This is a genomic window from Lysobacter yananisis (genome assembly GCF_031199375.1).
Lineage (GTDB): Bacteria > Pseudomonadota > Gammaproteobacteria > Xanthomonadales > Xanthomonadaceae > Lysobacter > Lysobacter yananisis.
In genome coordinates this window covers 98,820-123,801 of sequence record NZ_CP133568.1, presented here as the reverse complement: position 1 = coordinate 123,801, position 24,982 = coordinate 98,820, and the positions used below count along the sequence as shown (strand labels likewise).

22 protein-coding genes are annotated in these 24,982 nt (G+C 68.9%); 9 read left to right on the top strand and 13 right to left on the bottom strand.

The features are described 5' to 3' along the window. The first annotated feature begins 166 nt into the window (after positions 1 to 166). Positions 167 to 1,150 carry a LysR family transcriptional regulator gene (locus RDV84_RS00610; RefSeq protein ID WP_057946616.1) on the top strand — a complete coding sequence of 328 codons (984 nt, stop codon included), beginning with the start codon at positions 167 to 169 and terminating at the stop codon, positions 1,148 to 1,150. 269 nt (positions 1,151 to 1,419) lie between these two features. Here the strand turns inward: RDV84_RS00610 and RDV84_RS00605 are convergent, their stop codons facing one another. The 4 genes from RDV84_RS00605 to RDV84_RS00590 are packed head-to-tail and all read right to left on the bottom strand — an operon-like array spanning position 1,420 to position 6,024. Further along, positions 1,420 to 2,172: a phosphoadenylyl-sulfate reductase gene (locus tag RDV84_RS00605; protein ID WP_057946617.1), complete on the bottom strand. Its 753-nt coding sequence runs from the start codon at positions 2,170 to 2,172 to the stop codon at positions 1,420 to 1,422. Next, entirely contained in the window at positions 2,169 to 3,908 is a 1,740-nt protein-coding gene (gene cysI, locus RDV84_RS00600; protein ID WP_078996808.1) for an assimilatory sulfite reductase (NADPH) hemoprotein subunit, read from the bottom strand. The genes RDV84_RS00605 and cysI overlap by 4 nt, the downstream gene beginning before the upstream one ends. Then, on the bottom strand, positions 3,905 to 4,177 hold the full coding sequence (locus RDV84_RS00595) for a hypothetical protein (RefSeq protein ID WP_138884756.1): 273 nt from the start codon (positions 4,175 to 4,177) through the stop codon (positions 3,905 to 3,907). Before RDV84_RS00595 ends, cysI begins: the two co-directional genes overlap by 4 nt. Further along, positions 4,177 to 6,024, bottom strand: coding sequence for an assimilatory sulfite reductase (NADPH) flavoprotein subunit (locus RDV84_RS00590; RefSeq protein ID WP_425606469.1), 1,848 nt, complete (start codon positions 6,022 to 6,024; stop codon positions 4,177 to 4,179). Before RDV84_RS00590 ends, RDV84_RS00595 begins: the two co-directional genes overlap by 1 nt. 488 nt (positions 6,025 to 6,512) lie before the next feature. On the opposite strand from RDV84_RS00590, the gene cysD reads away from it, so the two are divergent. Further along, the gene (gene cysD, locus RDV84_RS00585; protein ID WP_309152145.1) at positions 6,513 to 7,478 is read left to right on the top strand and encodes a sulfate adenylyltransferase subunit CysD; all 966 of its coding nucleotides are present in this window, start codon (positions 6,513 to 6,515) and stop codon (positions 7,476 to 7,478) included. Further along, positions 7,478 to 9,490 carry a sulfate adenylyltransferase subunit CysN gene (gene cysN / locus RDV84_RS00580; protein ID WP_309152144.1) on the top strand — a complete coding sequence of 671 codons (2,013 nt, stop codon included), beginning with the start codon at positions 7,478 to 7,480 and terminating at the stop codon, positions 9,488 to 9,490. The genes cysD and cysN overlap by 1 nt, the downstream gene beginning before the upstream one ends. Before the next feature lie 258 nt (positions 9,491 to 9,748). On the opposite strand, the gene RDV84_RS00575 is transcribed toward cysN, so the two are convergent. Together RDV84_RS00575 and RDV84_RS00570 are read right to left on the bottom strand one after the other, a co-directional pair. Next, complete coding sequence (locus RDV84_RS00575; protein ID WP_057946620.1) at positions 9,749 to 9,994, bottom strand: GlsB/YeaQ/YmgE family stress response membrane protein; 246 nt, start codon at positions 9,992 to 9,994, stop codon at positions 9,749 to 9,751. 420 nt (positions 9,995 to 10,414) lie between these two features. Beyond that, on the bottom strand, positions 10,415 to 11,941 hold the full coding sequence (locus tag RDV84_RS00570) for a M20 family metallopeptidase (protein ID WP_057950003.1): 1,527 nt from the start codon (positions 11,939 to 11,941) through the stop codon (positions 10,415 to 10,417). Between the two features lie 191 nt (positions 11,942 to 12,132). Between RDV84_RS00570 and RDV84_RS00565 the strand changes: the two genes are divergently transcribed. The 3 genes from RDV84_RS00565 (at position 12,133) to RDV84_RS25555 (ending at position 13,697) form a co-directional block, all read left to right on the top strand. Next, positions 12,133 to 12,501 (top strand): ComEA family DNA-binding protein, encoded by a 369-nt coding sequence (locus RDV84_RS00565; RefSeq protein WP_425606176.1) that lies wholly within the window; start codon positions 12,133 to 12,135, stop codon positions 12,499 to 12,501. Positions 12,502 to 12,897: 396 nt separating this feature from the next. Continuing rightward, complete coding sequence (locus RDV84_RS00560; RefSeq protein ID WP_078996813.1) at positions 12,898 to 13,515, top strand: HutD/Ves family protein; 618 nt, start codon at positions 12,898 to 12,900, stop codon at positions 13,513 to 13,515. Positions 13,516 to 13,580: 65 nt separating this feature from the next. Further along, positions 13,581 to 13,697, top strand: coding sequence for a DUF6053 domain-containing protein (locus RDV84_RS25555; protein WP_425606177.1), 117 nt, complete (start codon positions 13,581 to 13,583; stop codon positions 13,695 to 13,697). Between the two features lie 71 nt (positions 13,698 to 13,768). Here the strand turns inward: RDV84_RS25555 and RDV84_RS00555 are convergent, their stop codons facing one another. The 7 genes from RDV84_RS00555 to RDV84_RS00525 all read right to left on the bottom strand — a co-directional run bounded on the left by RDV84_RS00555 (position 13,769) and on the right by RDV84_RS00525 (position 21,834). Further along, a complete protein-coding gene (locus RDV84_RS00555) occupies positions 13,769 to 15,421 on the bottom strand; it encodes a sulfite reductase subunit alpha (RefSeq protein WP_309152143.1) in 1,653 nt (550 codons plus the stop codon). Next, on the bottom strand, positions 15,418 to 16,419 hold the full coding sequence (locus tag RDV84_RS00550) for an FAD:protein FMN transferase (RefSeq protein ID WP_336044406.1): 1,002 nt from the start codon (positions 16,417 to 16,419) through the stop codon (positions 15,418 to 15,420). Before RDV84_RS00550 ends, RDV84_RS00555 begins: the two co-directional genes overlap by 4 nt. A 162-nt stretch (positions 16,420 to 16,581) precedes the next feature. Beyond that, the gene (locus RDV84_RS00545; protein WP_250444355.1) at positions 16,582 to 17,391 is read right to left on the bottom strand and encodes a DUF4198 domain-containing protein; all 810 of its coding nucleotides are present in this window, start codon (positions 17,389 to 17,391) and stop codon (positions 16,582 to 16,584) included. Between the two features lie 166 nt (positions 17,392 to 17,557). After that, on the bottom strand, positions 17,558 to 18,073 hold the full coding sequence (locus RDV84_RS00540) for a DUF2271 domain-containing protein (RefSeq protein WP_250444352.1): 516 nt from the start codon (positions 18,071 to 18,073) through the stop codon (positions 17,558 to 17,560). A 40-nt stretch (positions 18,074 to 18,113) separates the two neighbouring features. Continuing rightward, positions 18,114 to 18,749, bottom strand: a complete 636-nt coding sequence (locus RDV84_RS00535; RefSeq protein ID WP_250444350.1) for a PepSY-associated TM helix domain-containing protein — start codon at positions 18,747 to 18,749, stop codon at positions 18,114 to 18,116. Continuing rightward, positions 18,746 to 19,432, bottom strand: a complete 687-nt coding sequence (locus RDV84_RS00530; RefSeq protein WP_057946626.1) for a Fe2+-dependent dioxygenase — start codon at positions 19,430 to 19,432, stop codon at positions 18,746 to 18,748. The genes RDV84_RS00535 and RDV84_RS00530 overlap by 4 nt, the downstream gene beginning before the upstream one ends. Positions 19,433 to 19,533: 101 nt before the next feature. Beyond that, positions 19,534 to 21,834: a TonB-dependent receptor gene (locus RDV84_RS00525; RefSeq protein WP_057946627.1), complete on the bottom strand. Its 2,301-nt coding sequence runs from the start codon at positions 21,832 to 21,834 to the stop codon at positions 19,534 to 19,536. Between the two features lie 398 nt (positions 21,835 to 22,232). On the opposite strand from RDV84_RS00525, the gene RDV84_RS00520 reads away from it, so the two are divergent. The 3 genes from RDV84_RS00520 (at position 22,233) to RDV84_RS00510 (ending at position 24,916) form a co-directional block, all read left to right on the top strand. Then, the gene (locus RDV84_RS00520) at positions 22,233 to 22,763 is read left to right on the top strand and encodes a hypothetical protein (protein WP_309152141.1); all 531 of its coding nucleotides are present in this window, start codon (positions 22,233 to 22,235) and stop codon (positions 22,761 to 22,763) included. Positions 22,764 to 22,921: 158 nt separating this feature from the next. Further along, positions 22,922 to 23,407, top strand: coding sequence for a hypothetical protein (locus tag RDV84_RS00515; RefSeq protein ID WP_309152140.1), 486 nt, complete (start codon positions 22,922 to 22,924; stop codon positions 23,405 to 23,407). 30 nt (positions 23,408 to 23,437) lie between these two features. After that, entirely contained in the window at positions 23,438 to 24,916 is a 1,479-nt protein-coding gene (locus tag RDV84_RS00510; RefSeq protein WP_309152139.1) for an XVIPCD domain-containing protein, read from the top strand. The last annotated feature ends 66 nt before the right edge of the window (positions 24,917 to 24,982 follow it).

Here is a 24,982-nt window from a genome sequence, read left to right as displayed (position 1 = left end):
ATCTATAAATCCTTTCATCCGAATAGAGCGATAAATACGTGGACACGATGTGCCAGCGAATGCGTGCGATGCGCCCGAGCTGCCGCGGCAACGCGGCCGCCGGCTGTTGTCGCAGCCGCGCCGTTCGCCGCATCGCGCCCCGACACTCTTTCTGGATCGCCACCCCATGACCCTCACCCAGCTGCGCTACCTGGTCGCCATCGCCGATTCCGGCCTCAACATCACCCTCGCCGCCGAACGCGTCCACGCCACCCAGCCCGGCCTGTCCAAGCAGCTCAAGCAGCTCGAGGACGAGCTGGGCTTTCTGTTGTTCGTGCGCAAGGGCCGCAGCCTGGAGGCGATCGCCCCGGCCGGCGAGCGCGTGCTCGCGCATGCGCGGCGCATCCTCGAGGAAGCGGCCAACATCCGCGCCTACGCCGCCAACGAGCGCGGCCAGCACGCCGGCCGGCTGGTGCTGTCGACCACCCACACCCAGGCGCGCTACGTGCTGCCGCCGGCGATCGCCCAGGTCAAGCGCGACTTTCCCCAGGTCAGCGTGCACCTGCAGGCCGCGGCCGACGGCGAGGTGCTCGCGCATCTGTCGCACGGCAACGCCGATCTGGCGGTGATCAGCACCGCCGGCGCGCCGCCGGAGGGCGGCCTCGCGGTGCCGTTGTTCCGCTGGCGCCGGGTGGTGCTGGTGCCGCGCGCGCATCCGCTGGCCAAGCTCGACCGTGCGCCGACCCTGGCCGAACTGGCGGCACAGCCGCTGATCAGCTACGAATCCTCGACCCGGCCCGAATCCTCGCTGCGCCGCGCCTTCGCCGCCGGCGGCCACGAGCCGCAACTGGCGATGACCGCACGCGACGCCGACCTGATCAAGACCTACGTGCGCACCGGCCTGGGCGTGGGCCTGCTGGCCGAAATGGCGGTGACCTCGCGCGACGACGACCTCAAGGCCCTGACCGCGCCCGACGCGGTGCCCGAATGCATCACCTGGGCGGTGATCCCGCGCGCGCGCGTGCTGCGCGACTATGCGCTGGAGCTGGTCCACGGCCTGGCGCCGCAGATCGACCGGCGCGACCTGCGGCGGGTGCTGGAAGGCAACCTCGAACCGGCGTGGCCGAAGGCGCCGAGCTGGATCGAACTGACCCAGTCGATCAGTTCCTGAGTGCGGGTGGATACCGCGAATCCCGCGCGATGCCTCGCGCGGCGAGGCGCGGGGGATTTTCGTTTCCACCTCCTGCCCGATCGAGAAATCGCTGCGCGATCTACCTGTAGGAGCGACGCGAGTCGCGACCGCGGGGCGGCCGCTCGCGGCGGAAGTTTCGTCGCAGCCGCATTGTCGCGGTCGCGACTTGCGTCGCTCCTACAGGGGGCATCCGGCTTCGACCGCGATCTGCCTGTAGCCGCGTTGCAGCGGCGTCGCCCCGGCCGCGATCAGGCGGCCTGGTTCTCCTGCGCCGGCTCGCTGTCGAAGTGCAGCCCGCATTCGCGCTTGAGTCCGAAGAAGCGGGTGTCTTCCTCGCGCATGCCCGGCTCCAGCCGGCGCGTGGTGTGGACGTCGCCGATGGATACGTAGCCGTCGTGCCACAGCGGGTGGTACGGCAGTTCGTGCGTCTGCAGGTACTGCCACACGTCGCGGTCGCTCCAGTCGGCCAGCGGATGCAGCTTCCAGCGGCCGTCCTTGAGTTGCAGGAACTCCAGCCCGGCGCGGCTGCCCGATTGGCTGCGGCGCAGGCCGGCGATCCAGGTGCGCACGCCCAGTTCGGCCAGCGCGCGCTGCATCGGCTCGACCTTGCGCAGGCGGTTGTAGCGCTCCAGGCCTTCCAGCCCCTGTTCCCACAGCTTGCCGAAGCGCGCTTCCATCCACGCCGCGCCCATCTGCGGGCGGTAGACCTTGAGGTTCAGCGCCAGGCGCTCGCCGAGCTCGTCGATGAAGCGGTAGGTTTCCGGGAACAGGTAGCCGGTGTCGATCACGATCACCGGAATGCGCGGCGCCTGCCGCGCGACCATGTGCAGCGACACCGCCGACTGCGCGCCGAAGCTGGACGACAAGGCGTGTTCGCCGGCGGTGTTCTCCAGCGCCCAGGCCACGCGTTGCTCGGCCGTCCGCGTGGCCAGCCAGGCGTTGAGTTCGGCGAGCGCGCGCGGCGACTCGGCGGCGGTGACGGGATCGGTCGGAGCGCTCATGGGCGGGCCTGTGCAACCAGTTCGATGGGGATGCCGGTGGGCGTGGGATAGGGCACCGTCACGACCTGACGGCGCACCAGGTAGTCGCCGAAGCCTTCGCCGTCTTCGCGCTCGCCGGCGTAGCCGGCCAGCAGCGGATCGAGCGCGGCGAGGATCTCGGCCTCGACGATGTTTTCGCGATACAGCGTGTTCAGGCGCTGGCCGCGGTGGTCGGCGCCGAGCATCAGGTTGTAGCGGCCCGGCGCCTTGCCGACCAAGGCGATCTCGCCCAGGTAGGGGCGCGAGCAGCCGTTGGGGCAGCCGCTGAGGCGCAGGTTGATCGGCGCGTCGGCGATCGAATGGCGCTGCAGCAACGTTTCCAGCGCGTCGACGAACTCGGGCAGGTAGCGCTCGGCCTCGGCCATGGCCAGGCCGCAGGTCGGCAGCGCCACGCAAGCCAGCGCGTTGCGCCGCACCGGGCTGGCGCTGACGTGGCCGTCCAGGCGGTGCTGCGCGACCAGCGCATCGACGCGCTCGCGCGACGCCGCGGGTACGCCGGCGATGGTCAGGTTCTGGTTCGGCGTCATCCGGAACTGCGCGCCTTCGGCGTCGAGCAGCAGTTCGGCGATCGCGCGCAAGCCGCTGAGGTGGGTCACTTCCTCGCCGCGGCCGTCGAGCGCGCCGTCGACGATGCGCCCGGCGGGAATGCGCAGGGTCAGGTGCGCGCGGCCGTCGTCGCCCTCGACCCAGCCGAAGCGGTCGCCGTTGTGGCGGAAGGCGAACGGACGCGCCGGAAGGAGAGTGAAACCGGCGCGCCGTTCGACTTCCGCTTTGAACCAGTCCAGACCGCGATCGTCGATGGTGTACTTGAGCCGCGCGCGCTTGCGCACCTGGCGGTTGCCGAAATCGCGCTGGGCGGTGACCACGGCCACGCCGACCGCGATCACCTGATCCGGGGTGACGAAGCCGATCACGTCGGCGACGCGCGGGTAGGTCTCCGCGTCGCCGTGGGTCGCGCCCATGCCGCCGCCGACGGTGACGTTGTAGCCCAGCAGCTCCCCGTCTTCGAGGATGGCGATGTAGCCCAGGTCCTGGGCGAACACGTCGACGTCGTTGTACGGCGGGATCGCGAAGCCGATCTTGAACTTGCGCGGCAGGTAGGCCTGGCCGTAGATCGACTCGTCCTCGCTGCCGCTGCCGGCGACGAGTTCCTCGTCGAGCCAGATCTCGTAATAGGCGCGGGTCTTCGGCAACAGGTGTTCCGACAGCGCCGCGGCTTGGGCGAACACCTGCGCGTGGCTGGCGCTGACCTGCGGATTGGCCGCCACCGCGACGTTGCGGTTGACGTCGCCGCACGCGGCGAGGGTGTCGAGCAGGGCGGCATTGATCGCCTGCATCGTCGCCTTGAGCTCGGTCTTGATCACGCCGTGGTACTGGAACGCCTGGCGGGTGGTGATGCGCAGGCCGCGCTCGGCGAAACGGGTGGCGACGGAATCGAGCTTGAGCCATTGCTGCGGCGAGACCACGCCGCCCGGGGTGCGGGTGCGGATCATGAAGCTGTAGGCCGGCTCCAGCTTGGCCACGCGGCGCTCTTCGCGCACGTCGCGGTCGTCCTGCTGGTAGCTGCCGTGGTACTTGATCAGGGTCTGGTCGTCGTCGTTGAGCGCCCCGGTCAAGGGGTTGGCCAGACTCTCCAGCAAGCTGCCGCGCAGGCGCGCGCTGGACTGCTTGATGTCCTCGACCGAATGCGCGCTCATGCGGCGGCTCCGGCGAAGCCGCGGCGGAAGGCCCGCAGTTGCAGCCCGAACGGAGCGCGTCGCGACGGCGGCGGCGCGTTCTTGTCGGCGCGCTCGTGAACGCCGGCGCGGGGTTCGCGCTCCATCCGGACTGCCGGGGCAAGCGGTGCGGGCGCGCAGCCGGGCGTCCCGCGACGCTCAGTAGAACCTACAACCGCACCGTCGGCCTGCGACGCGCGGCGCGGTTCGACGAAGTAATGTTCCGACCAGCGGACAGCGACGGCGTACATCAGTAGACATCCCGGGCGTAGCGCCCTTGTTGTTGCAGATCGTTGAGGTAGTCCTCGGCGGCTTCGGCGCCGCGGCCGCCGTGTTCGGCGATCGCCGCCAGCAGCGCGGCATGCACGTCCTTGGCCATGCGCGTGGCATCGCCGCACACGTACAGGTGGGCGCCGTTCTGCAGCCAGTCGTAAAGTTCGCGGCCGTGCTCGCGCAGGCGGTGCTGGACGTAGACCTTGTGCGCCTGGTCGCGCGAGAACGCCAGGTCCAGCCGGTGCAGCTGGCCGGACTTCAGCGCCGCCTGCCACTCGGTCTGGTAGAGGAAGTCGGTGCGGAAATGCGGGTTGCCGAACAGCAGCCAGTTGCGCCCGGACGCGCCGTCGGCGGCGCGGTCCTGGACGAAACCGCGGAACGGCGCCACGCCGGTGCCCGGGCCGATCATGACGATGTCGCGGCTGCCGTCGGCGGGCAGGCGGAAGCGTTCGTTGGCTTCGATGAACACCGGCAGGCGCTCGCCTTCCTCGGCGCTGGCGAGCTGGTGCGAGGCCGCGCCCCAGCGCAGGCCGAGTTCGCTTTCGTACTCGACGTGGGCCACGGTCAGGTGCGCTTCCTCGCCGACCGCCTTCTGGCTGGAGGCGATCGAGTACAGGCGCGGAGTCAGCGGGCGCAGCGCGGCGACCAGTTCCTCGGCCGACCAGGCGCCGTCGTAGCGCTGCAGCAGGTCGATCACCTGGCTGCGCGACAGCAGTTCGGCCAGCGACGCCGACTGGTCGGGCGCGAGCAGCCGGTTGAGTTCGTCGCTGCGCGCGTGCGCGGCGTGGCTGGCGACGAACGGACGCGCGAGCTTGGTCAGCTCGCGCTTCTCGCCGAGCCATTGGCGCAGCGGCAGGGTCTGGCCGGCGTGGGCGACGGCGGCGTCGCCGTCGAGCTGCAGCGTCTCCAGCACCGCCTGCACCAGCGCGGGCGGGTTGCGCGGCCACAGGCCGAGCGCGTCGCCGGGCTGGTAGTGCAGGCCGGAATCCTCCAGCGACAGTTCGATGTGGCGGATGTCCTTGTCGGCGGCGACCGCGCCGCGCGCGCTGCTGGCGCGGGCGATCAGGCGGCGGTTGCCGATCAGCTCGGCGGCGAACGGCGCGTCGCGGTGATGGGTCGGCGCGGCCGGCGCGATCGGGCGCAGCGGCGTCACCGTCGCCAGGTGCGCGGCGGCCGGCTTCAGGGTGTCCTTGGCCTGGGCCAGCGCCTGCTGCAGCCACGGGCCGGACACGGTTTCGATGTCGAGGTCGGCGTCGCCGCGGGCGAAGGCGCGGGTGGCGCCGAGCTCGGCCAGGCGCGCGTCGAGGCGGGCGCCGATCGCGCAGAACTGCGGATAGCTCGAATCGCCGAGGCCGAGCACGGCGTAGTGCACGCCCTTGAGTTCGGGCGCGCGCTTGCCGGCGATGAAGTCGACCAGGCCGCGCGCGTCGTCCGACGGATCGCCATCGCCCTGGGTGCTGACCACCAGGTACAGCAGGCGCTCGCCCTTTAGTTCGCGGGTCGGGTAAGCGTCGGCGCGCAGCAGGCGCACGCCCAGGCCGGCGGCCTCGGCCTGCGCGGCGAGCTGTTCGGCCAGGCGCTTGGCGTTGCCGGTCTGGCTGCCGTAGACCACGGTCAGCCGCTCGCCGGTCTTGCTCTCGACCGCAGCCGGCGCGGCGGCCGTGGCCACCGCGAGGCCGGAGCGGGCCAGCCCGGCGGCATAGCCGGACAGCCACCACAGGCTGTCGCGATCCAGGCCGTCGGTGAGACGGGCGAGCGAGTCGAGCCGGTCGGCCGGCAGCGGCGCGGCGAGCAGGGGCGGAGCGGCGAGGGGCTGCGCGGGCAGCGCGGCGGACGGGGCGGCGGCAGGCACGGTGGCGGTCTGCGTCTGGCTTCGGAATCCGCAGGCTACGAGCCCGCGCCGGGCGCGCGGAAAGGATGCTCGGTTATTCGTTAATGCCTTGCGTTCATTTCTCCCCGAATCCGGGGGGATTTCTAATGCGTTCCACGGCGGTGTCCGTGGCGGGGTCCGTTGAGGGCCGCCGCCGCTGTCGCCGCCGCCGCTGCCGCGCGGCCGGGTCCGCGCCGAGGCGGGCAGGACGGCGCGCCCGCATTCACGATCGCGGCGCGTCGCCCGGCGCGACCGGGTTCTCATTTGGATCGCGCCAACGGAAGCAATCGGCGCAGGCAGCGCGACACGCAACACACATTGTGATTCCATGGATGCCGGGTCGCCGCGCAGGCGTCCATGGAAGTCGGACCCAACCTTTTGCAGGCCGGACGCCGCCGCGTCGTCCCGCCGTCCCAGGAACGCGGCGAGCGAGCCCCTTTGCGATGAGTGCGTCACCCGTACCGAGCGCCGCCTTCGATCCCGTCTCCGACACGTCCACGCCGCTGGCCCAGGCGCTGAGCCATCTCGACCGGCTCGAGGCCGAGAGCATCCACATCCTGCGCGAGGTCGCGGCCGAGTTCCGCAACCCGGTGATGCTCTATTCCATCGGCAAGGACAGCTCGGTGCTGCTGCACCTGCTGCTCAAGGCGTTCTATCCCGCGCGCCCGCCGATCCCGCTGCTGCACGTGGACACCGGCTGGAAGTTCCGCGAGATGATCGCCTTCCGCGATCGCCGCGCCGCCGAGACCGGCGTCGACCTGCGCGTGCACATGAATCCCGACGGCCTGGCCCAGGGCATCGGCCCGGTCAGCCACGGCGCGGCCGTGCACACCGACGTGATGAAGACCCAGGGGCTGAAGCAGGCGCTGGACTGGAACAAGTTCGACGCCGCCATCGGCGGTGCGCGCCGCGACGAGGAAAAATCGCGGGCCAAGGAACGCATCTTCTCGTTCCGCAATCCGCAGCACCGCTGGGACCCGAAGAACCAGCGCCCGGAGCTGTGGAACCTGTACAACACCCGCATCCACGCCGGCGAGAGCGTGCGCGTATTCCCGGTCTCGAACTGGACCGAGCTCGACGTGTGGCTGTACATCTTCCGCGAGCGCATCCCGGTGCCGTCGCTGTACTTCGCGGCCAAGCGCCCGGTGGTCGAGCGCGACGGCGCGCTGATCCTGGTCGACGACGAGCGCCTGCCGCTGCGCGCCGGCGAAACCCCGCAGGTACGCAACGTGCGCTTCCGCACCCTGGGCTGCTATCCGCTCACCGGCGCGATCGAATCCGAAGCCGACACGCTGGAGAAGATCATCGCCGAGATGCTGGTGGCCACCACCTCCGAACGCCAGGGCCGGATGATCGACCACGATCCGTCCGCCTCGATGGAACGCAAGAAGCAGGAGGGCTACTTCTGATGGCCACGGGATTCGGAGTTCGGGAATCGGGACTGGCCGAAGCGGAACGCGGCGACGCGGGCGATGCGAAGTCGGAGGCGGGCGCGGGTAAGTCGGGCGGCAGCGTGGTGGCGTTCGCCAATCCCGCATCGCCGGTCGCCAACGCCGCCGGCGAGGCCGTCGCCGATTATCTGAAGCAGCACGAGAGCAAGAGCCTGCTGCGTTTCATCACCTGCGGCAGCGTCGACGACGGCAAGAGCACCCTGATCGGGCGCCTGCTGCACGACACCCAGCGCCTGTTCGAGGACCAGCTGGCTGCGCTCGACGCCGACAGCCGCCGCCACGGCACCCGCAACGGCCAGATCGATTTCGCCCTGCTCGTCGACGGCCTCGCCGCCGAGCGCGAGCAGGGCATCACCATCGACGTGGCCTACCGCTACTTCGGCACCGAGCGGCGCAAGTTCATCGTCGCCGACTGCCCCGGCCACGAGCAGTACACCCGCAACATGGCCACCGGCGCGTCCACCGCCGACCTCGCCGTGGTGCTGGTCGACGCGCGCAAGGGCCTGCTGACCCAGACCCGCCGCCACAGCTACATCGTCTCGCTGCTCGGCATCCGCCACGTGTTGCTGGCGGTCAACAAGATGGATCTGGTCGGCTTCGACCAGGCGGTGTTCGAAGGCATCGTCGAGGAGTACCGCGAACTGGCGGCCAAGCTCGGCATCGACCACGTGCAGGCGGTGCCGCTGTCGGCGCTGGAAGGCGACAACCTCACCGCGCGCTCCGACGCCACGCCGTGGTACCGCGGCCCGAGCGTGCTCGAACACCTGGAAACCGTCGACGTCGCCCGCGACCGCGCCGAGCTGGGCCTGCGCCTGCCGGTGCAGTGGGTCAACCGCCCGCACCAGGATTTCCGCGGTTTCGCTGGCACCATCGCCGCCGGCAGCGTGCGTCCGGGTGACGAGATCGTGGCGCTGCCTTCGGGCCGGCGCTCGCGCGTGCAGCGCATCGTCACCGCCGACGGCGACCTGGCCCAGGCGGTGGCCGGGCAGGCGGTCACGCTGACGCTCGCCGACGAACTCGACATCAGCCGCGGCGACGTGATCGCCGGCGCGGCGCAACCGGCGCAGGTGGCCGACCAGTTCGCCGCGCACCTGTTGTGGATGGATGCGAATCCCTTGCTGCCCGGGCGTTCGTACTGGCTCAAGATCGGCACCCGCACGGTCACCGCCAGCGTCACCGAGATCAAGCACAAGATCGACGTCAACACCCAGGCCCAGTTGGCCGCGCGCCGGCTCGAACTCAACGAAGTGGCCTCGTGCAACATCGGCCTGGACCAGCCGATCGCGTTCGAGGCCTATCGCGACAACCGCGAGCTCGGCAGCTTCGTCCTGATCGACCGTCAGACCCACGCCACCGTCGCCGCCGGCACCCTCGACTTCGCCCTGCGTCGGGCCGAGAACATCCACTGGCAGCCGGTCGACGTCGACAACGTCGCGCGCGCCCGCGCCAAGCAGCAGAAGCCGCGCTGCGTGTGGTTCACCGGCCTGTCGGGCTCGGGCAAGTCGACCATCGCCAACTTGGTTGACAAGCAACTGCACGCGCTCGGCCACCACACCTTCATCCTCGACGGCGACAACGTCCGTCACGGCCTCAACAAGGACCTGGGCTTCACCGACGCCGACCGGGTCGAGAACATCCGCCGCGTCGCCGAAGTCGCCAAGCTGATGACCGACGCCGGCCTGATCGTGCTGGTGAGCTTCATCTCGCCGTTCCGCGCCGAACGGCAACTGGCGCGCGGGTTGTTCGGCGCCGACGAGTTCGTCGAGGTGTTCGTCGACACGCCGCTGGAGGAAGCCGAGCGCCGCGACGTCAAGGGTCTGTACGCGAAAGCGCGCGCCGGCAAGATTCCGAACTTCACCGGCATCGATTCGCCGTACGAGGCGCCGGAATCGCCGGAACTGCATCTGGCGACCCTGGACGACGATCCGCAGGCGCTGGCCCAGCGCGTGGTCGATTACCTGCGCGGTTGAGCGCGGCGGCTTCGCAGTCGCGTCGCGATCCGCCGCACCGCACCGCAGCGCGGTCGCGACTCGCGCGTTCCCGCAGGGCGCGATGCCGCTGCGTTGGCGCCCTGTAGGAGCGGCGCAAGCCGCGACCGCGCCACCGCAACGACGACGAACCTCGCGGCTACCGGTTTATCCGCAACCGCCGCGGCCTGCGTAGCCACAAAAAACGAACGCCCCGGCATCCACCGGGGCGCTCTTGTCCGCGAAACGAAGAATCTAAACTCAGCCCTTCGCCGCCTTGCCGCGAATGAACTCATACAGGAACAACAAGACGATCGCGCAGACCACCGACACGATCAGCCCGATGAAGCCGCCACCGCCGTAGATGAGGCTGCCGACATACGCGCCGGCGATGCCGAGCAGGATGGTCAGGATCCATCCCATCGGATCCGCGCCCGGCTTGAAGAAGCGCGCGAGGATGCCGATGACCGCGCCGATGATGATCGTGGAAATGATGCCGCCGAACATGGCCTGCCTCCTCGAAGGAATGGAGCGCACCGGGATGGAGTGCGCAGGGATCATGTGAGCGCCGGCGTCGCCGCCGCGTGAGGGCGCCGCGGGCGGATTGGGCGGCGGTTAAGCCGGTGCCACCGGGCTGAAAGCGCGCCGCTTGCGACGTGTTTTCGCATGCGTGCGCGGCCCGATCATGTGGTTTTCGCGCGGCCGAGGCGCAGTCGATCCTAAGTGCGTCGCGCCACCGCTCCGCCGGCGCCCGTGCAGACCGAGGCTCGGTCGCTCGAGCTTCGCGCCTCGCCGACAGCGTCGCCGTCGGCCCGTGCTGGTCGCGGCGTCGTCGATGCCGTTCTCCGCCGTCGCCGCGGACGCGGACAAAGAAAAAGCGGGCCGATCGGCCCGCCTTCTCATGCATCCATCGCCCGGGGGCGAGTGTCAGCAGCAGCCGTGGCCGCCGTGGCGATCGCCGCTGTCGGCGACGACCGCCGCGCCGGTGGTCTCGCCGCGCTGGCTGGCCTGGTGATGCTCGGCCACCACCCGCGCCACGCACGCGGTCACCCGCTTGCCCATCGGGATGTGCAGGAACTCGTTGGGGCCGTGCGCGTTGGAATGCGGGCCGAGCACGCCGGTGATCATGAACTGCGCGCCCGGGAACTTCTCGCCGAGCATGCCCATGAACGGAATCGAGCCGCCTTCGCCCATGTACATCGCGGGCTGGCCGAAGAACTCGCGGCTCGACGCGTCGATCGCCTTGGACAGCCACGACGACATCGCCGGCGCGTTCCAGCCGCTGGAGGACTTCTCCAGTTCCAGCGACACCTGCGCGCCGTTGGGCGGATCGCGCAGCAGCACTTCCTTCAGCAGTTCGCCGGCGCGCTTGCCGTCCAGGGTCGGCGGCAGGCGCAGCGACAGCTTGACCGAGGTGTAGGGACGCAGCACGTTGCCGGCCGAGGCCAGCGACGGCATGCCGTCCACGCCGGTCACCGACAGCGCCGGGCGCCAGGTGCGGTTGAGCACCAGTTCCGACAACTCATCGGCCATCGGCTTCATGCCCGGCAGGAACGGGAACTTGTCGTAGACCGCCGTGTCCAGGACCTTGGCCGCCTGGCGCGCCTGCTCCATGCGTTCCTCGGGCACCTCGACGTACAGGCCTTCGACCAGGATCTTGCCGCTGGTCTCGTCCTCCAGCCGCGAGAGCAGCTGGCGCAGCAGGCGGAAGCTCGACGGCACCACGCCCGAAGCGTCGCCGGAGTGCACGCCTTCGCTAAGCACCTTGACCGTGAAGTTGCCGCCGGCCAGGCCGCGCAGCGAGGTCGTGCACCACAGCTGGTCGTAGTTGCCGCAGCCCGAGTCCAGGCACACCACCAGCGAGGGCTTGCCGATGCGCTCGGCGAGGTGGTCGACGTAGGCCGGCAGGTCGTAGCTGCCCGATTCCTCGCAGGCTTCGATCAGGATCACGCAGCGCGAGTGCGGGACCTGCTGGTCCTGCAGCGCCAGGATCGCCGCCAGCGAGCCGAAGATCGCGTAACCGTCGTCCGCGCCGCCGCGGCCGAACAGCTTGTCGCCCTTGATCACCGGCTTCCACGGGCCGAGGTCGTCGTCCCAGCCGGTCATCTCCGGCTGCTTGTCGAGGTGGCCGTACAGCAGCACGCAATCCTCGTCGCGCTGTGCCGGGGCATCGGCGGCGGCGCGCGCGGTCGCGCCGTCGAAGGCCGGGATGTCGATGAAGATCAGCGGCGTGCGGCCTTCCAGGCGCACCACCTCGACCTGCATGCCGGGAATGCTCTGGGCCTTGGCCCAGGACTCCATCAGCTTGACCGCGTCGTCCATGTAGCCGTGCTTGACCCAGTCGGCGTCGAACATCGGCGACTTGTTGGGGATGCGGATGTATTCGACCAATTGCGGGACGATTTCGTCGTCCCACTTCTGACCGACGTAGCGGTCGACCTTGCTGGCGTCCATGAACGGGGCCTCGGAGCTGGGGAAGGCCGCCATTTTACGCCGGTCCGGCCGTGTAGGACTTTTCCTACCCTGCGCTGCGGTTCCGCCCGACTTCGCCGGGGCGCAAGCGGCGATAACCTGTGCCCGTCGAGACATGGAGACTGTCTCCACCGGCAGACAAGGACTCAGGGAAGCAAGTCGGCCGGCCTGGAATGGAATCCAATCTCAAGGAGCTCAACATGAAGTCGTTTGCCCTCATCGCCAAGTCGCTGGTGCTCTCGCTGGTCCTCGCCGGCAGCGCCTACGCCTCGGAGAAGGTCAATATCAACAGCGCCGATGCGGCCACGCTGGACCGCGTGCTGCTCAACATCGGGGCGTCCAAGGCAGAAGCGATCGTCGCTTACCGCAAGGCCAACGGGGCCTTCCGCAGCGTCGAACAGCTGGCCCTGGTCAAGGGGATCGGTCTGAAGACGGTGGAAAAGAACCGGGACCGTATCGTGGTGGGTGGGGCGCCGGCGCAGGGTCGCCCCATCAACACCGCCGGCGCCATCGCGGCGCCGCGCGCCGCCAGTAAGCGCTGAACAAGCCTGCCGGCACCGTACGGATGCGGAGCCGGTAGCTGATCGGGCAAGGAGGCCCGAAGGATTCGGGGGGAGGTCCCTGGACACGGAAGTACGCTGCCCCGCCGCGGATGGATCCGCGGCGGGGCGCACCCAACCGAAGCGACGCCGCCTCGCCGCCCCACACTCGAAGCCCCGCATCCCCAGGACGCCCTCTCCGCGTCGCTGGTTTTTGTCGCTGGCGCGCCGCAAGCCCCCGTAGGGCGGCGCAAGCCGCGACCGCGCAACTCCATCCGCCCGCGCCCCTACCCATCACAACGAACTTCCACGCCCGGCGCCCGTCCGCGGCCCCGCAAGACTTGGGCCCCTTGCCCACACCCACTAGACTGGCCCCTCCATTCAGCCAGTCGCAGCCCCATGCCCACCCGCCCGTCCTGGTGCATCCCCGCCAACGAATACCGCCGCGAGCGCTGGCGCAACCAGTTCGGCTGGACCCGCGAGATCGTGCGCATGCGCCGCGAGGCCGGCCGCGACCGTCCGGCGGCGGGCGAGGAAGACTGGGACTGGCGCCTGTCGATCGCCGAAATCGAAAGCGACGCCCCGTTTTCGGCTTTCCCGGGCGTCGATCGGGAGCTGGTCCTGCTCAGCGGCAACGGCCTGCGCCTGCGCTTCGACGACGGCGAGGCGGTCGAGCTGCACCCGCCGCACGACAAGCTGCGCTTCGCCGGCGAACGCACCGTGACCGGCGAGCTGGTCGACGGTCCGACCCACGACTTCAACCTGATGTGGCGCCGCGGCCGGGTCCGCGCCGAACTCTGGCACCGGCCGCTGGTCGGCCCGATGGTGCTGTTCGCCGAGCCCGGCCAGAGCTGGGCCGTGCACCTGTTGGCGGGCCAGGCGCACTTCGCCGACGGCTCGGGACTCGCGCCGCTGCAGGCGGGCGATACCGCGATCCTGGCGGCGGGCGAGGATCGCCTGCGTCATGTGCTGGAAGGCGGCGGCGAAGTGTTGTTGGTGCGCGTCGGCGAAGCCTGAGCCGCGTCGGCGATCGCTGCGAACCACGGTGGCGGCTATGAAGCGATGGCTGTCGTGATCGGTAGGTGGGAGGGCCTTCAGGCCCGATGCTTTCCGCTCGGGTCGCCGTGCCCTTCGCGGTAAGCGTGGCATCGCGGCTGCGGCTTGCGCCGCTCCTACAGTCGGACGTCCAGCGGCGCTAGTACCTGTGGGAGGGCCTTCAGGCCCGACGCTTGCCGCTCAGATCGCCGCGTCCAAGCAGAACGAGCACCGATCAGTACACATCGCGCCGATACCGTCCCTGCGCCGCCATCGCCTCCAGCGCTTCGTCGCCGAGCGCTTCGCGCAGCACTGCGTCCACCGCCGGCGCCATCCCTTCCAGATTGCCGCAGACATAGACCGAAGCGCCGGCATCGACCCAGTCGCACACCTGCGCGATGCGTTCGCGCAAACGGTCCTGCACGTACACGCGCTGCGCGCCGTCGCGCGAGAAGGCGTAATCGGCGCGTTCGATGCGCCCTTCGGCCAGCCATGCGTCCAGTTCGTCGCGGTAATGCAAATCGCAGGCCGCGTTGCGTTCGCCGAACAGCAACCAGTTGCGGTGACGGCCGGCGTCGATGCGTTCGCGCAGCAGCGCGCGCAGTCCGGCCAGGCCGGTGCCGTTGCCGATCAGGATCAACGGCCGCGCGTCGGCGGGCGCGTGGAAGGACGGATTGGAGCGGATGCGCAGGTCGATCGTCGCGCCGTCGCCGGCGTATTCGGTCAGCCAGCCGCTGCCCAGGCCCGGGCGGCCGTCGTCGCGACGCATCTGTCGTACCAGCAGGCGCAGCGCGCCGTCGGCGGGAACCGAAGCGATGGAGTATTCGCGGTGCGGCAGCGGCTCCAGGGCGTCGGCCAGCGCCTGCGCGCTCTTGCCGCGCGCGTCGGCGGCGGCGGGCAGGCGCGAACGTTGCAGCAGATCGGCCAGCGCGAGGTCGGCCTCGTCGCGACGCACGCGCGCGGCGCCGTCGAAGCCGTTCGCGGCCAGCCATTGCACGACGTCGTCGGGCGGGTTGCGCGGCCCGATCTCGGCGATGTCGCCGGCTTGCCATTGCAGCGCCGAACCGTCGGCCGGCACCAGGGCGAGATGGAAGGCGGCCGCGCCGGCGCTGCCCGGATTCGAGACGCGCCGCTCGCGCAGACGCCACGGCGCGTAGGCCGGTGCGCTCCAGTCGGGCAGGTCGGTGCGGCCGGCGAGCAGGCCGAGGTGATGCTGCCAATGGCGCAGCGCGCCGGCTTCGCCGTTGTCGACTTCGACCAGATCGAACAGCGCTTGCGCGCCGGCGTGGCGCAGCCAGTGGTCGAGGCGATGGCCGAACGCGCAGTACTCGGCGTACTCGCGATCGCCAAGCGCGAGCACGCCGTAGCCAAGCTGCGGCAGCGGCGTCGCCGCGCCCATCGCCTTGCGCACGAACGCGGCGGCGCTGTCGGGCGCGTCGCCTTCGCCGGTGGTGCTGACCACGAACAGCGCACGGCGGTAGTGCGCCAGCTGCGCGGCATCGAGCGTGCCGAGCACGGCCAGATCGGCGCTCAGGCCGGCGTCGCGCAGCGCCTGCCAGCTGCGCCGGGCGAGTTGTTCGGCGAAGCCGGTCTGGCTGGCGAAGGCGACCAGCCAGTCGCCGCGGCGGTCGGCATGGATCGCCGGCAGGGCCTCGCGTCGCGCGCTGCGCCTGCGCGAGACCGCGACCGCGGCGACGAAGCCGGCATACGCGGCGACCAGCGCGGCGGCCATCCACCAGCGGCCGCGGCCGGGCGCGATCCAGTGCCAGGCGTCGGCCTGCCAGCGCGCCAGCGCCACGGCCAGCGCCGCCAGCGCGAGCAACGCCAGCGCGTTGCCGAGCAGCGAGCGATCGAATGCGCGTTCGCGCGCGCCGGAGTCGGAGGTCATGCGGAACGTTGCCGGGCGACGAAGCCCGGGGTGGCGCGGGTGACGAAACCCTCGCCCTCGCGCAGCACGAACAACGCGGCGAGCTGGCGGCGGTTGGCGTAGGCGAGCCCGGCGCGGGCACCGAGCACGGTCAGGGCGGTGGCGAGCGCGTCGGCGTGCATGCAGCGTTCGTGCAGGACGGTGACCGAGGCCACCGCGTTGTCGATCGGCGCGCCGGTGCGCGGATCGAGGGTGTGCGAATAGCGGTGCGCGCAGCCGGTGGGCGCGCCAGAACGTTCGCCGCCGGTGTGTTCGAAGCTTGATGGCTCGAAGTAGCGGCGGTAGTCGCCGGAAGTGGCGATGGACAGGTTATCGAGTGCGATCACCGCGGCGGCTTCGTCCTCGCGCCCGGGCTGTTCGACCGCGATGCGCCAGGCCGAGCCGTCGGGCTTGCGCCCGTGCGCGCGCAGTTCGCCGCCGACTTCGACCAGACAATCGGCCACGCCGTGCGCAAGCAGCCAGTCGGCGACGCGGTCGACGCCGTAGCCCTTGGCGATGGAGGAGAAATCCAGATACGCGCCGCCCGGTTGCGACAAGACGCGAGCGAGCGGATCGAAATGCAACCGACGCCAATCGACGCGTTCGCGCGCCTGCGCCAGCGGCGCGGCGGCCGGCGCCCGCGTGCGCGCGCCGGCGGGGCCGAAGCCCCACAGGTCGGCGAGCGGGCCGATGGTCGGGTCGTAGGCGCCGTCGGTATCGGCGGCCAGCGCCAGCGCCGCGTGCAGCACTTCGGCGAACGGCGCCGGCAGGACGTGCGCGCTGCCGGCCGTGGCGCGGTTGTAGCGGCTGATGTCCGAATCGGTTTCCCAGGTGCTCATTTGCGCGACGACTTGGTCGAGCATGGCCTGGATGCCGCGTTCCAGGCCGATCAAGGCCGACACCGGCGCGATCAGCTTGACCGACCACGTAGTGCCCATGCTCAGTCCGCGCAATTCGTGCAGCGCGGCGGGCGTGGACATCGCGGTGGCGTCGAGCGTCGTGCTCGCGGCGAAGTTCGCCGAGTACGTCGGCGCGAAGGCACCTGTCGCGAGCGTGTCCCGCGCACCCGCGCCCGCGCCGTGGACGGGCGCCACGGCGCCCGTCCACGACCACATCGGCTGCGGCGCGCGCGCGGTCATCGCTTACTGCGGCAGCACTTCGAACACCGCCACGTAGCTCAGGCGGCGCTGCTTGGCGTCGGGCAGGGTGGTCTTGGCGTCTTCGCTGGCGGTTTCCAGCCAGTACATGCCGGCCTGCGGCCACTTCACTTCGAACTTGCCGTCGGCGCCGGTGGTGACGAGGATCTCGGCCTGTTCGTTGCGGTAGCGGGTCGCGCCCGGCACGACTTCGATCTTCAGGCCCGAGGCCGGCTTGCCGTCGATCAGCAGCTGGAAGGTCGCCGCTTCGCCGGCGAACAAGTCGTTGGGATGGGTCACCGGCACCAGCTCGATGCCCTTGCCGGTGGTCTTGAACACGCCCGTGCTCGGCTTGCCGACGGTGGCGAAGGTCTCGACCCGGCCCAGGCTCTCGGACGCGTTGACCTCGGTCGCGCCGGCCGGGATCGCGCCCTTGAACTCGCCGGCCTTGCCGCGCCAGCGCTTGGCTTCGCCGCCGAGCTTGTAGCTGGCGAACATGCCTTCGTTGTTCATCGCGATCTTGTAGGTGCCTTCCTGCTGCAGTTGCAGGTCGAACACGCTGCGCAGCTTGCCGGTGGCGCCGTTCTGCGGCGCGACGCTGCTGCCGTCCGGCGCGGTCACCTGCAGCCGCTCCAGCGGCAGCGGCACGTGGTTGAAATAGAACAGGTCGTTGGACACGGCCGCGTCGACCGTCATCCACGAGCCCTTGTCGGAGAACACGGTCTGCGAGGGCTGCAGCCAGGCCTTGTGGGCGTGGGCGCTGCCGGCCAGGGCGAGGGCGGCGAGGGCGGTGGCGAGTACTAGTTTGGTTTTCATGGCTGGGGTCCGGGAATGAAGGGAATGCGGAGGAAAAGCAGCGTGGATGGATCGCGAGGCCGGGCGGAACCGTTCGCAACGAAGCGGCGAACGCGGCGGGATGCCGGCGCGGCGGGAAACAGCGCCATCGCGTCGTTTGCCCGCATCGCCTTCGGTCCCCGCTCGATCAGGGCTTCACTACCAGCCCGACCTTGCCCAACTCGGTCTTGCCTTGCGCCGACAGCTTCTGCGCCTTGGCCGGCCATTCGAACGGGATGCTCAGCATCTCGCGGCCGCCGACTTCGCGCGCGGCTTCCACCACCAGGGTGTAGCTGCCCGGAGCGAGGCCGGCGAGTTGCTTGGAGCCGCCCTTGAAGGCGACCGCGTGCTGGCCGACCGGACGGGTCGCGCCGCTGACGCCGTCGACCGGCATGCTCAGGGTGCGGCCGCTGCGCCGCCACCACTGGCGCATGTCCTTGAGCCACTTGGTGCCTTCGCCGTTCTTCATGTCCACGTCGTACCAGACGAGCAGGTTGCTCGCCACGGAGTTGTCGGCCTTCTCGATCCAGGCGGCGACGTAAGGACGGTGATACTCGGCCGCGTTGATGCGCGGCACTTCGATGTTGAGTTCCAGATCGGCGGCGAACGCCGGCAGCGGCAGGGTCAGCGCCGGGATCAGGATCTTGAACATGGACGGCTTCATGGAGCGCTCCGGAAAGTTGCGGTGAATGTCTTCGGATTCTTCAATGCATGAACAAGACGACGATCAGCAGCGGCAGCAGCAGCCCGGCGACCACCAGCGGCCAGGTCTTGCCGCGCTGGCGCGCGTGCAGCTGCAGCAGCCACAGGCCGGTCAGCGCGAACAGCAGGCAGGCCACCGCGAACAGGTCGATGAACCAGCGCCAGGCGGTGCCGGTGTTGCGGCCCTTGTGCAGGTCGTTGAGCCAGGCGATCCAGCCGCGGTCGGTGCGTTCGTATTCGATCGCGCCGCTCTCGCGGTCGATGCTGATCCAGGCGTCGCCGCCGGGACGCGGCAGCGACACGTAGACCTCGCTGTCGCTCCACTCGCCCTTGCGCCCGTCGGTGCGTACGTCCAACGCATCGGCGAGCCAATCGTTGACGCTGCCCGGCAGCGGCGCGTCGGCGGCGCGCTCGCCGCTCAGGTTGCGCAGCAGGCTCGCCGGCAGGGTTTCCTTGAGATTGACCACGCGCGGCTTGGATTCGATCTGCGCGGCGTGGTTGAGGGTGATGCCGGTGACCGAGAACAGCAGCAGCGCGACCAGGCTCAACGCGGCGCTGATCCAATGCCAGCGGTGCAGGGTCTTGAGCCAGTACGCGCGGCGGTTCGGGTCGGCGCCGTTGGCGGCCGCGGCGCTCACGTCTGGCTCCAGCGCCGCAGCAGGTTGTGGTAGACGCCGGTCAGCTGCACCAGCGCCGGATGCTCGGGCACGTCCGCGCTCAGGCGGCGGATCGACACGTCGAGCTCGAACATCAGCCGCCGCTGCGCGTCTTCCGCGAGCAGGCTCTGGATCCAGAAGAACGACGCCGTGCGCACGCCGCGGGTCACCGGGGTGACCTTGTGCAGGCTGGTGCCCGGGTACAGCACCAGGTCGCCGGCCGGCAGCTTGACGTTGTGCGAGCCGTAGGTGTCCTCGATCACCAGTTCGCCGCCGTCGTATTCGTCGGGCGCGCTGAGGAACAAGGTCGCCGACAGGTCGGTGCGCACCGCGTCCATGCCGCCGCGGCTGCGGTCGTAGCGGATCGCGTTGTCGACGTGGAAGCCGAACGACTGCCCGCCGGCGTAGCGGTTGAACAGCGGCGGATACACGCGCTGCGGCAGGGCGGCGGAGAAGAAGGTGGAATTCCTCGACAGCGCGTCGAGGATCAGCGCGCCGAGCTCGCGCGCGGCCGGATCGGTCTCCGGCAACTGCGCGTTGTCCTTGGCCTTGGCCGATTGATGGCCGGCGGTGATGCGTCCGTCGGCCCAGCCGGCCTGGTCCAGGCGCGCCCGGCAATGGGCGACCTGTTCGGCGGTGAGAACCTTGGGCACGTGCAGCAGCATGGTTACCTCGATGCGGCCGCCCGGCGGATCCGGGCGGCGCGCGTGGCCGGGAAGCGTCGATTAGACCGTGAAGCCGACGCCTCCCGCCACTTGGCTTGCGGTCAGAACGAGAAGTTGGCGCTCAGCACCACCTGGCGGCCGTCGCCCGGGGTGGCCCAGCCGTTGTTGCGGATGCGGGTGAAATACTCTTCGTCGCTCAGGTTGTTGACGTTGAGCTGCAGCTGGGCCTGGCGGCTGATCTTGTAGGCGACCATCGCGCGGTGGGTCCAGTAGCTGCCGTAGGTGGTCAGCGGGCCGTTGACGTTGGTCGCGCTGTGCTGGGTCAGCCAGATCTTGCCTTGGTAGGTCGCGCCGTAGCCGATCTGCCACTTCGGGCTCAGGTCGTAGGTGGTCCACAGGCTGAAGGAGTGCTCCGGCACGCTCAGCAGGCGGTCGCCCTTGGTGAAGTCCTGGCCGAGCTGCGCCTGACGGTTGGACACGCCGCGCAGCACTTCGCTGTCGAGGAAGGCGTAGTTGGCGTAAACCGCCCAGTGGTCGGTCAGCAGGCCGGACAGGCCGAGCATCACGCCGTCGACGCGCGCGCGGCCGTCGAGCTGCTGCAGGCCGGACGGGTTGAGCGGGTTGGCCGGGTCGGCGACCTTGTAGTTCTTGCGGTCGTTGCGGAACACCGAGCCCGTCAGCGCGAGGCGGCCGTCGAGGAAGTCCCACTTGGTGCCGAGCTCGTAGCTGACCGCGGTTTCCGGATCGACCGAGCAGTTCTGCGGCGTGCACGAACCGTTGACCGAGGCCTTCGACGGGGTCTTGGAATTGCCGTAGGCGATGTAGACGCTGCCGTTCTCGACCGGCTTGAACACCAGGCCGGCGCGGTAGGAGAACAGGTCGTCGTTGCTCTTGGTCGGCACGCCGTAGCCGGTGACGGTGCCGATCGGCTGCGCCGGCAGCGGCTGGTTGGCGGCGGTCGGCGCCTGCACGACGACGGCGCTGTTGGTCTTGCCCTCGTTGCGCTCGTAGCGCGCGCCCAGGCTCAGCTGCCACTGCTCGTTGAACTTGAGCGTATCGAACACGTACAGCGCGCGGTTGTCGAGTTCGCCCTCGGTGCGCCCGGTCAGGGTGCGGTTGAGCGGGCCGCGGTAGATGTGGTCCGGGTTGGCGATGTTCATCTGCGGCAGGCCCGCCAGGAACGGGTTGGTGCCGTTGGGGTTGCGGAAGTCGCTGGTGACGTCGAGGTCGAACTTCTCGTGCAGGATCGAGAAGCCGGCGACCAGGTTGTGCTCGATCGCGCCGGTGTTGAAGCTCAGCGTCAGGTCGGTCTGGTTGTAGATCGTGGTGTTGCGCGTATCGCGGCCGTAGCCGCGCGGGCCGCTCGGGCTGTAGTTGCCCGGGCGGGTCGCGCCGCAGGCGGCGCCGGTCGGGGTGACGCCGTTGGCCAGGCACCAGGTGCCCTGCACCGCGTCGACCAGCGAGAACTGGTCGACCTGCTGCCAGCGGGTCAGATTGCGCAGCTTGAAGCGCTCGTTGAAGCTGTGGTCGATCACCGAGGTCAGCGAATCGAGCTCGACTTCCTGGCGGTCGATGTTGCTGTAGCCGTAGTAGTTGCCGCGGTCGATGCCCGGCAGCACGTCGCCGTTGAAGAACGGCAGGCCGTACTGCGGGGTGTTGTCGTCGCTCTGGTGCAGATAGCTCAGGGTCCACGACGTATCGCTGCCCAGGCCGAAGCCGAGCGAGGCGGCCACGCCCCAACGCTGGTTGTCCTCGACGTCGCGGCCCGGCACGTCGTTCTGGTGCGCCATGGTGTTCAGGCGCAGCGCGGTGCCTTCGCCGAGCACGAAGTTGCTGTCGCTGGTGAAGCGCGCGTAGGCGTCGGTGCCGGCGGCGATGGAGGCCTTGTGGAACTCGTTGAGGCCGGCGGACTTGCTGACCAGATTGACGGTGCCGCCGACCGAGCCGGCGCCGGAATAGACCGAGTTGGCGCCGTTGATCACTTCCACCGATTCCAGGTTGAACGGATCGGTGCGGCTGTACATGCCGCTGTCGCGCACGCCGTCGACGGTGATGTCGTTGGTGGCGTCGAAGCCGCGCAGGTTGATCTTGTCGCCGAAGCCGCCGCCGCCCTCGCCGGCGCCGAAGGTGATGCCCGGCAGGGTGCTGAGGATGTCCTGCAGCGACAGCAGGTTCTGGCCGTCGATGGTGTTGCGGTCGATCACGGTGACCGTCTGCGGGGTGTCGCGCAGGTTCGCGGTGTACTTGCCGCTGCTGGCCTTCTGGATGCGCTGGCCGTGCACTTCGACGCCTTCGACGTCCTTGGCCTGGGGGGCCGGAGCGGGGGCGGCGAGGGTGGGCAGGCTGATGGCGAGGGCGAGCGCGCCGGCGAGCGGCGACACGACGAACTTCGTGGGCGACATGGGAATCTCTGGGGGCAGGAAAAGGGCCGCGGAACGGGCCGCGTCGGGCCGGGATATTAATGAGATGGATTCTCATTTGCAACGAAAATTGAACGAAGCGCCCCGCTGTAACCGTTTTCGTCGCATAACTGTGCTTGGAACCGTCGCCCGGCAGCCGGTATCTGGCGATGTGGGCAGGCAGCGCGACCAGTGCCGGCTTAGCAGGCTTGGGCACGTTGCGTATCGCCGCCGAATGCCTTTGGAGTGCCCAATCGACTTATCCACGGTCGATCGCGTCGCGATCCGCTGGCGATTTTGCCAACGCTTTGTCGGCGATTTAAAACATCGGAGCCAGAAGCCGCGTTTGCTTACGAATAGCCCGGCCTACACTGAGCGTCTTCGGCAAAAGGACGCTCGCCATGATGTTCCGCCCTCTCGCTGTCGCGTTCGTCCTGGCGTGTTGCGCGTTGACGAGTTGCAAAACCATCGAGCCGGCGAACGGCACGCTCCAGGACATGCAGGAGTGGGCGACGCCCGAGCCGCTGGATCGCTTGTCGCCCGCGAACGAACAACGGCGCGCCAAGGCGGAGATGGTGCGATGGGTCGAGCGGTATCTGAAGCACGAATATCGGGTGATCGGCCGGCGTTTCGTGTTGACTGCGCCGGGGTCCACCGACGGTGCGGCAATAGGTTCAAAAGCGCATCAGTTTGCTACGCAGAACTTAGGCGGCGCGATGCAGATCGATGGGTGGTTTGAGGATGTCGATTACAGGATCTTTCTGTGGGCATTCGATGATGGTTCGCCGCGCTATGTCGCTTTTGTGTGGAGCAATAATTTTCTTCCCGATACGCGTGAGCGCACTTTAGTGGGTTATTTTGAACTTGTGCGCATTGCCAACGCTGACGTACATCAAACCGATGATCATCCCGATGCTGAGGGTGTTCGTTAGGGCAGCGCCCATTGCGGCCGTTTTCTTGTGCCGAGGTGTGCGTCTTTTAAGCAAACACTTGCCAGGTCGAATTTGAACCGAACATTTGATCCAGAAGGTATGCACGCCAAAGACCGTCCCGGTCTAAACTGACCGCATCTGGCAAAAGGAGCTTCGCCGTGAAATTCCGCCCCCTCGCTGTCTTGCTCGTCCTGGCGTGCTGCGCGTTGGCGAGCTGCAAAACCATCGAGCCAACGAACAGCACGCTCAAGGACATGCAGGAGTGGGCGACGCCCGAGCCGCTCGACCGCGTGTCGCCGGCGAACGAACAGCGGCGAGCCAAGGCAGAGATGGTGCGATGGGTCGAGCAGTATCTGAAGCACGAGTACCGGGTGATAGATCAGCGTTTCGTGTTGACCGCGCCTGGGTCTACCGACGGTGCCGCGATCGGTTCCAAAGCACATCAATTTGTCACCCAGAAGCTGGGCGGCGGGGTGCGGATCAGTGGTTGGTTTGACGATGATAATTACCGCTTTCTTCTGTGGACATTCGGCAATGGCGCGCCACGCTACGTAATTTTTGTATTGACCCGCGATTTTTTGCCTGGTACGGATGAGCGCCGTATGGTTGGCTATCTGGAACTTGAACTCGCGGCGAAAGATTGACTTACACATCTCAGCAACGGGAAGTTAGGTATGGCCAGGGAGAAACGGGAGTACACAGCAGCAGACCTATATGGAGTCGATGGTCGTCCTCGTGCTGTCGACATTCGGCAGAACGATCTCTACAACTGCTATTTGCTCGCGCCGATGGGCGCGCTCGGCGAGCAGCAACCAGATCGCATTCATGATGCCATCCGCTTCAATATTGCGGCCGGCGAGTTCACGGTAACGCTGTACCGTCCGCCGAACGCGCAAGAGCGTGATCGAGGACAGAGCGAGCCGATCCGGGAATCAGTCGTCGTGTCGCAAGAGGATATTCGAAGGAACATCAGCGAGAAGGGCGGCGGCACGGCCGACAACAATCGCGAAGGCGATGGTCCTTTGTGGCCGACCGTGATCGAAGCCGGTTTCGCCGAACTGTATGGCCGCGATGCGCAGGGACAAGTCAATCTGAGCCGAGGCTACCGCACTATCGGCGATCCGACAGGCGGCGGCGGTCTGGGCGACGGCATCTATGCCTTAACTGGCGAGTCGGGCCGCAGCCTGCAGATCCGGAATCCCGACGCCCCACCGATGCGGCCCACCGGCCCCGACCATGTCAAACCTTCCGAGCCGCCGCCGTACCGGGCGCCTTTGCAGGGGGCCAAGTTGGAGCTGGATGCGGTTTACGCTGAAGTAGAGCAAGCGCTGGCGACCAATCGACCTGTGTCGATGGCGACACAGGGACGGGATGTTCGCGATGGCCTTGAGGAAAGCCACGCCTATATGGTGGTCGGCGTATCGCGCGATCCGCAGACCAACGAAGCGCGAGTGACGCTGCGCAACCCCTACGGCCACAACGAGCGCGCAAAAGAAGGCAACCAGAATATTGGAGCAGGCTGGAGTGCGGACAACCCGGAGATCACGGTCAATCTCAATCGACTGGTCCGCGACGGCAGTTTCGCCGAGTTCAATATCGGCCCGGCGCCGCGTACGCAGACGCAGCAACAAGGCGCGCCCGCCTCCGGGCAAACCCCATCGACGCAACCCGCTCAGTCCGAACCGCGCCCGCCGACGCCTTTGCCTGCCGAAACACCCGCCATCACCGACCGCGCCCATCCCGGCCACGAACGCTTCCAGCAAGCGATGGCCGCGATCGAGCGTTCGCCGAACATCCCGGCCGGCGCGCTCTCGGGCGATCGCTTGCAGCAGGCCGCCGCCAACCTGGCCTACGCCAGCCTTGCCGGCGCGCAGCGGCCGCAAGGCGGTCAGAACGAGCGGCTGGACCGAATCGATTTCGCCGTCTTCAACAACGACCGCAGCGGCCTGATCGCGGTTCAGGGCGAACTGGGCAACCCGGCGGCGAAGCTGGCTTTGCTGCCCGCGGCGCAGGACAGCGCGACCAGCCTGGCGCAGGCCTCGCTGCAGATTCAATCCACGTTGGCGCAACAACACGCCCAAGCGCAGGGCGGCGAGCGAACGCAGCCCGCGCCGACGCAAGACGATCCGGCACCTAAGGGACCGGCGCGGTAACGAACTACGGGCCCGAACCGCCCTTGCGGATAATGCGTCGGGCCGGCGCCGCGAGGGCGCAGTTTT

Excerpts from the sequence above, each read along its gene's own strand:
- RDV84_RS00610 (WP_057946616.1), top strand. The coding sequence starts at position 167 with ATGACCCTCACCCAGCTGCGCTACCTGGTCGCCATCGCCGATTCCGGC.
- RDV84_RS00605 (WP_057946617.1), bottom strand. The coding sequence starts at position 2,172 with ATGAGCGCTCCGACCGATCCCGTCACCGCCGCCGAGTCGCCGCGCGCG.
- cysI (WP_078996808.1), bottom strand. The coding sequence starts at position 3,908 with ATGAGCGCGCATTCGGTCGAGGACATCAAGCAGTCCAGCGCGCGCCTG.
- RDV84_RS00595 (WP_138884756.1), bottom strand. The coding sequence starts at position 4,177 with ATGTACGCCGTCGCTGTCCGCTGGTCGGAACATTACTTCGTCGAACCG.
- cysD (WP_309152145.1), top strand. The coding sequence starts at position 6,513 with ATGAGTGCGTCACCCGTACCGAGCGCCGCCTTCGATCCCGTCTCCGAC.
- cysN (WP_309152144.1), top strand. The coding sequence starts at position 7,478 with ATGGCCACGGGATTCGGAGTTCGGGAATCGGGACTGGCCGAAGCGGAA.
- RDV84_RS00575 (WP_057946620.1), bottom strand. The coding sequence starts at position 9,994 with ATGTTCGGCGGCATCATTTCCACGATCATCATCGGCGCGGTCATCGGC.
- RDV84_RS00570 (WP_057950003.1), bottom strand. The coding sequence starts at position 11,941 with ATGGACGCCAGCAAGGTCGACCGCTACGTCGGTCAGAAGTGGGACGAC.
- RDV84_RS00565 (WP_425606176.1), top strand. The coding sequence starts at position 12,133 with ATGGAATCCAATCTCAAGGAGCTCAACATGAAGTCGTTTGCCCTCATC.
- RDV84_RS00560 (WP_078996813.1), top strand. The coding sequence starts at position 12,898 with ATGCCCACCCGCCCGTCCTGGTGCATCCCCGCCAACGAATACCGCCGC.
- RDV84_RS00555 (WP_309152143.1), bottom strand. The coding sequence starts at position 15,421 with ATGACCTCCGACTCCGGCGCGCGCGAACGCGCATTCGATCGCTCGCTG.
- RDV84_RS00550 (WP_336044406.1), bottom strand. The coding sequence starts at position 16,419 with ATGTCCACGCCCGCCGCGCTGCACGAATTGCGCGGACTGAGCATGGGC.
- RDV84_RS00545 (WP_250444355.1), bottom strand. The coding sequence starts at position 17,391 with ATGAAAACCAAACTAGTACTCGCCACCGCCCTCGCCGCCCTCGCCCTG.
- RDV84_RS00540 (WP_250444352.1), bottom strand. The coding sequence starts at position 18,073 with ATGAAGCCGTCCATGTTCAAGATCCTGATCCCGGCGCTGACCCTGCCG.
- RDV84_RS00530 (WP_057946626.1), bottom strand. The coding sequence starts at position 19,432 with ATGCTGCTGCACGTGCCCAAGGTTCTCACCGCCGAACAGGTCGCCCAT.
- RDV84_RS00525 (WP_057946627.1), bottom strand. The coding sequence starts at position 21,834 with ATGTCGCCCACGAAGTTCGTCGTGTCGCCGCTCGCCGGCGCGCTCGCC.
- RDV84_RS00520 (WP_309152141.1), top strand. The coding sequence starts at position 22,233 with ATGATGTTCCGCCCTCTCGCTGTCGCGTTCGTCCTGGCGTGTTGCGCG.
- RDV84_RS00510 (WP_309152139.1), top strand. The coding sequence starts at position 23,438 with ATGGCCAGGGAGAAACGGGAGTACACAGCAGCAGACCTATATGGAGTC.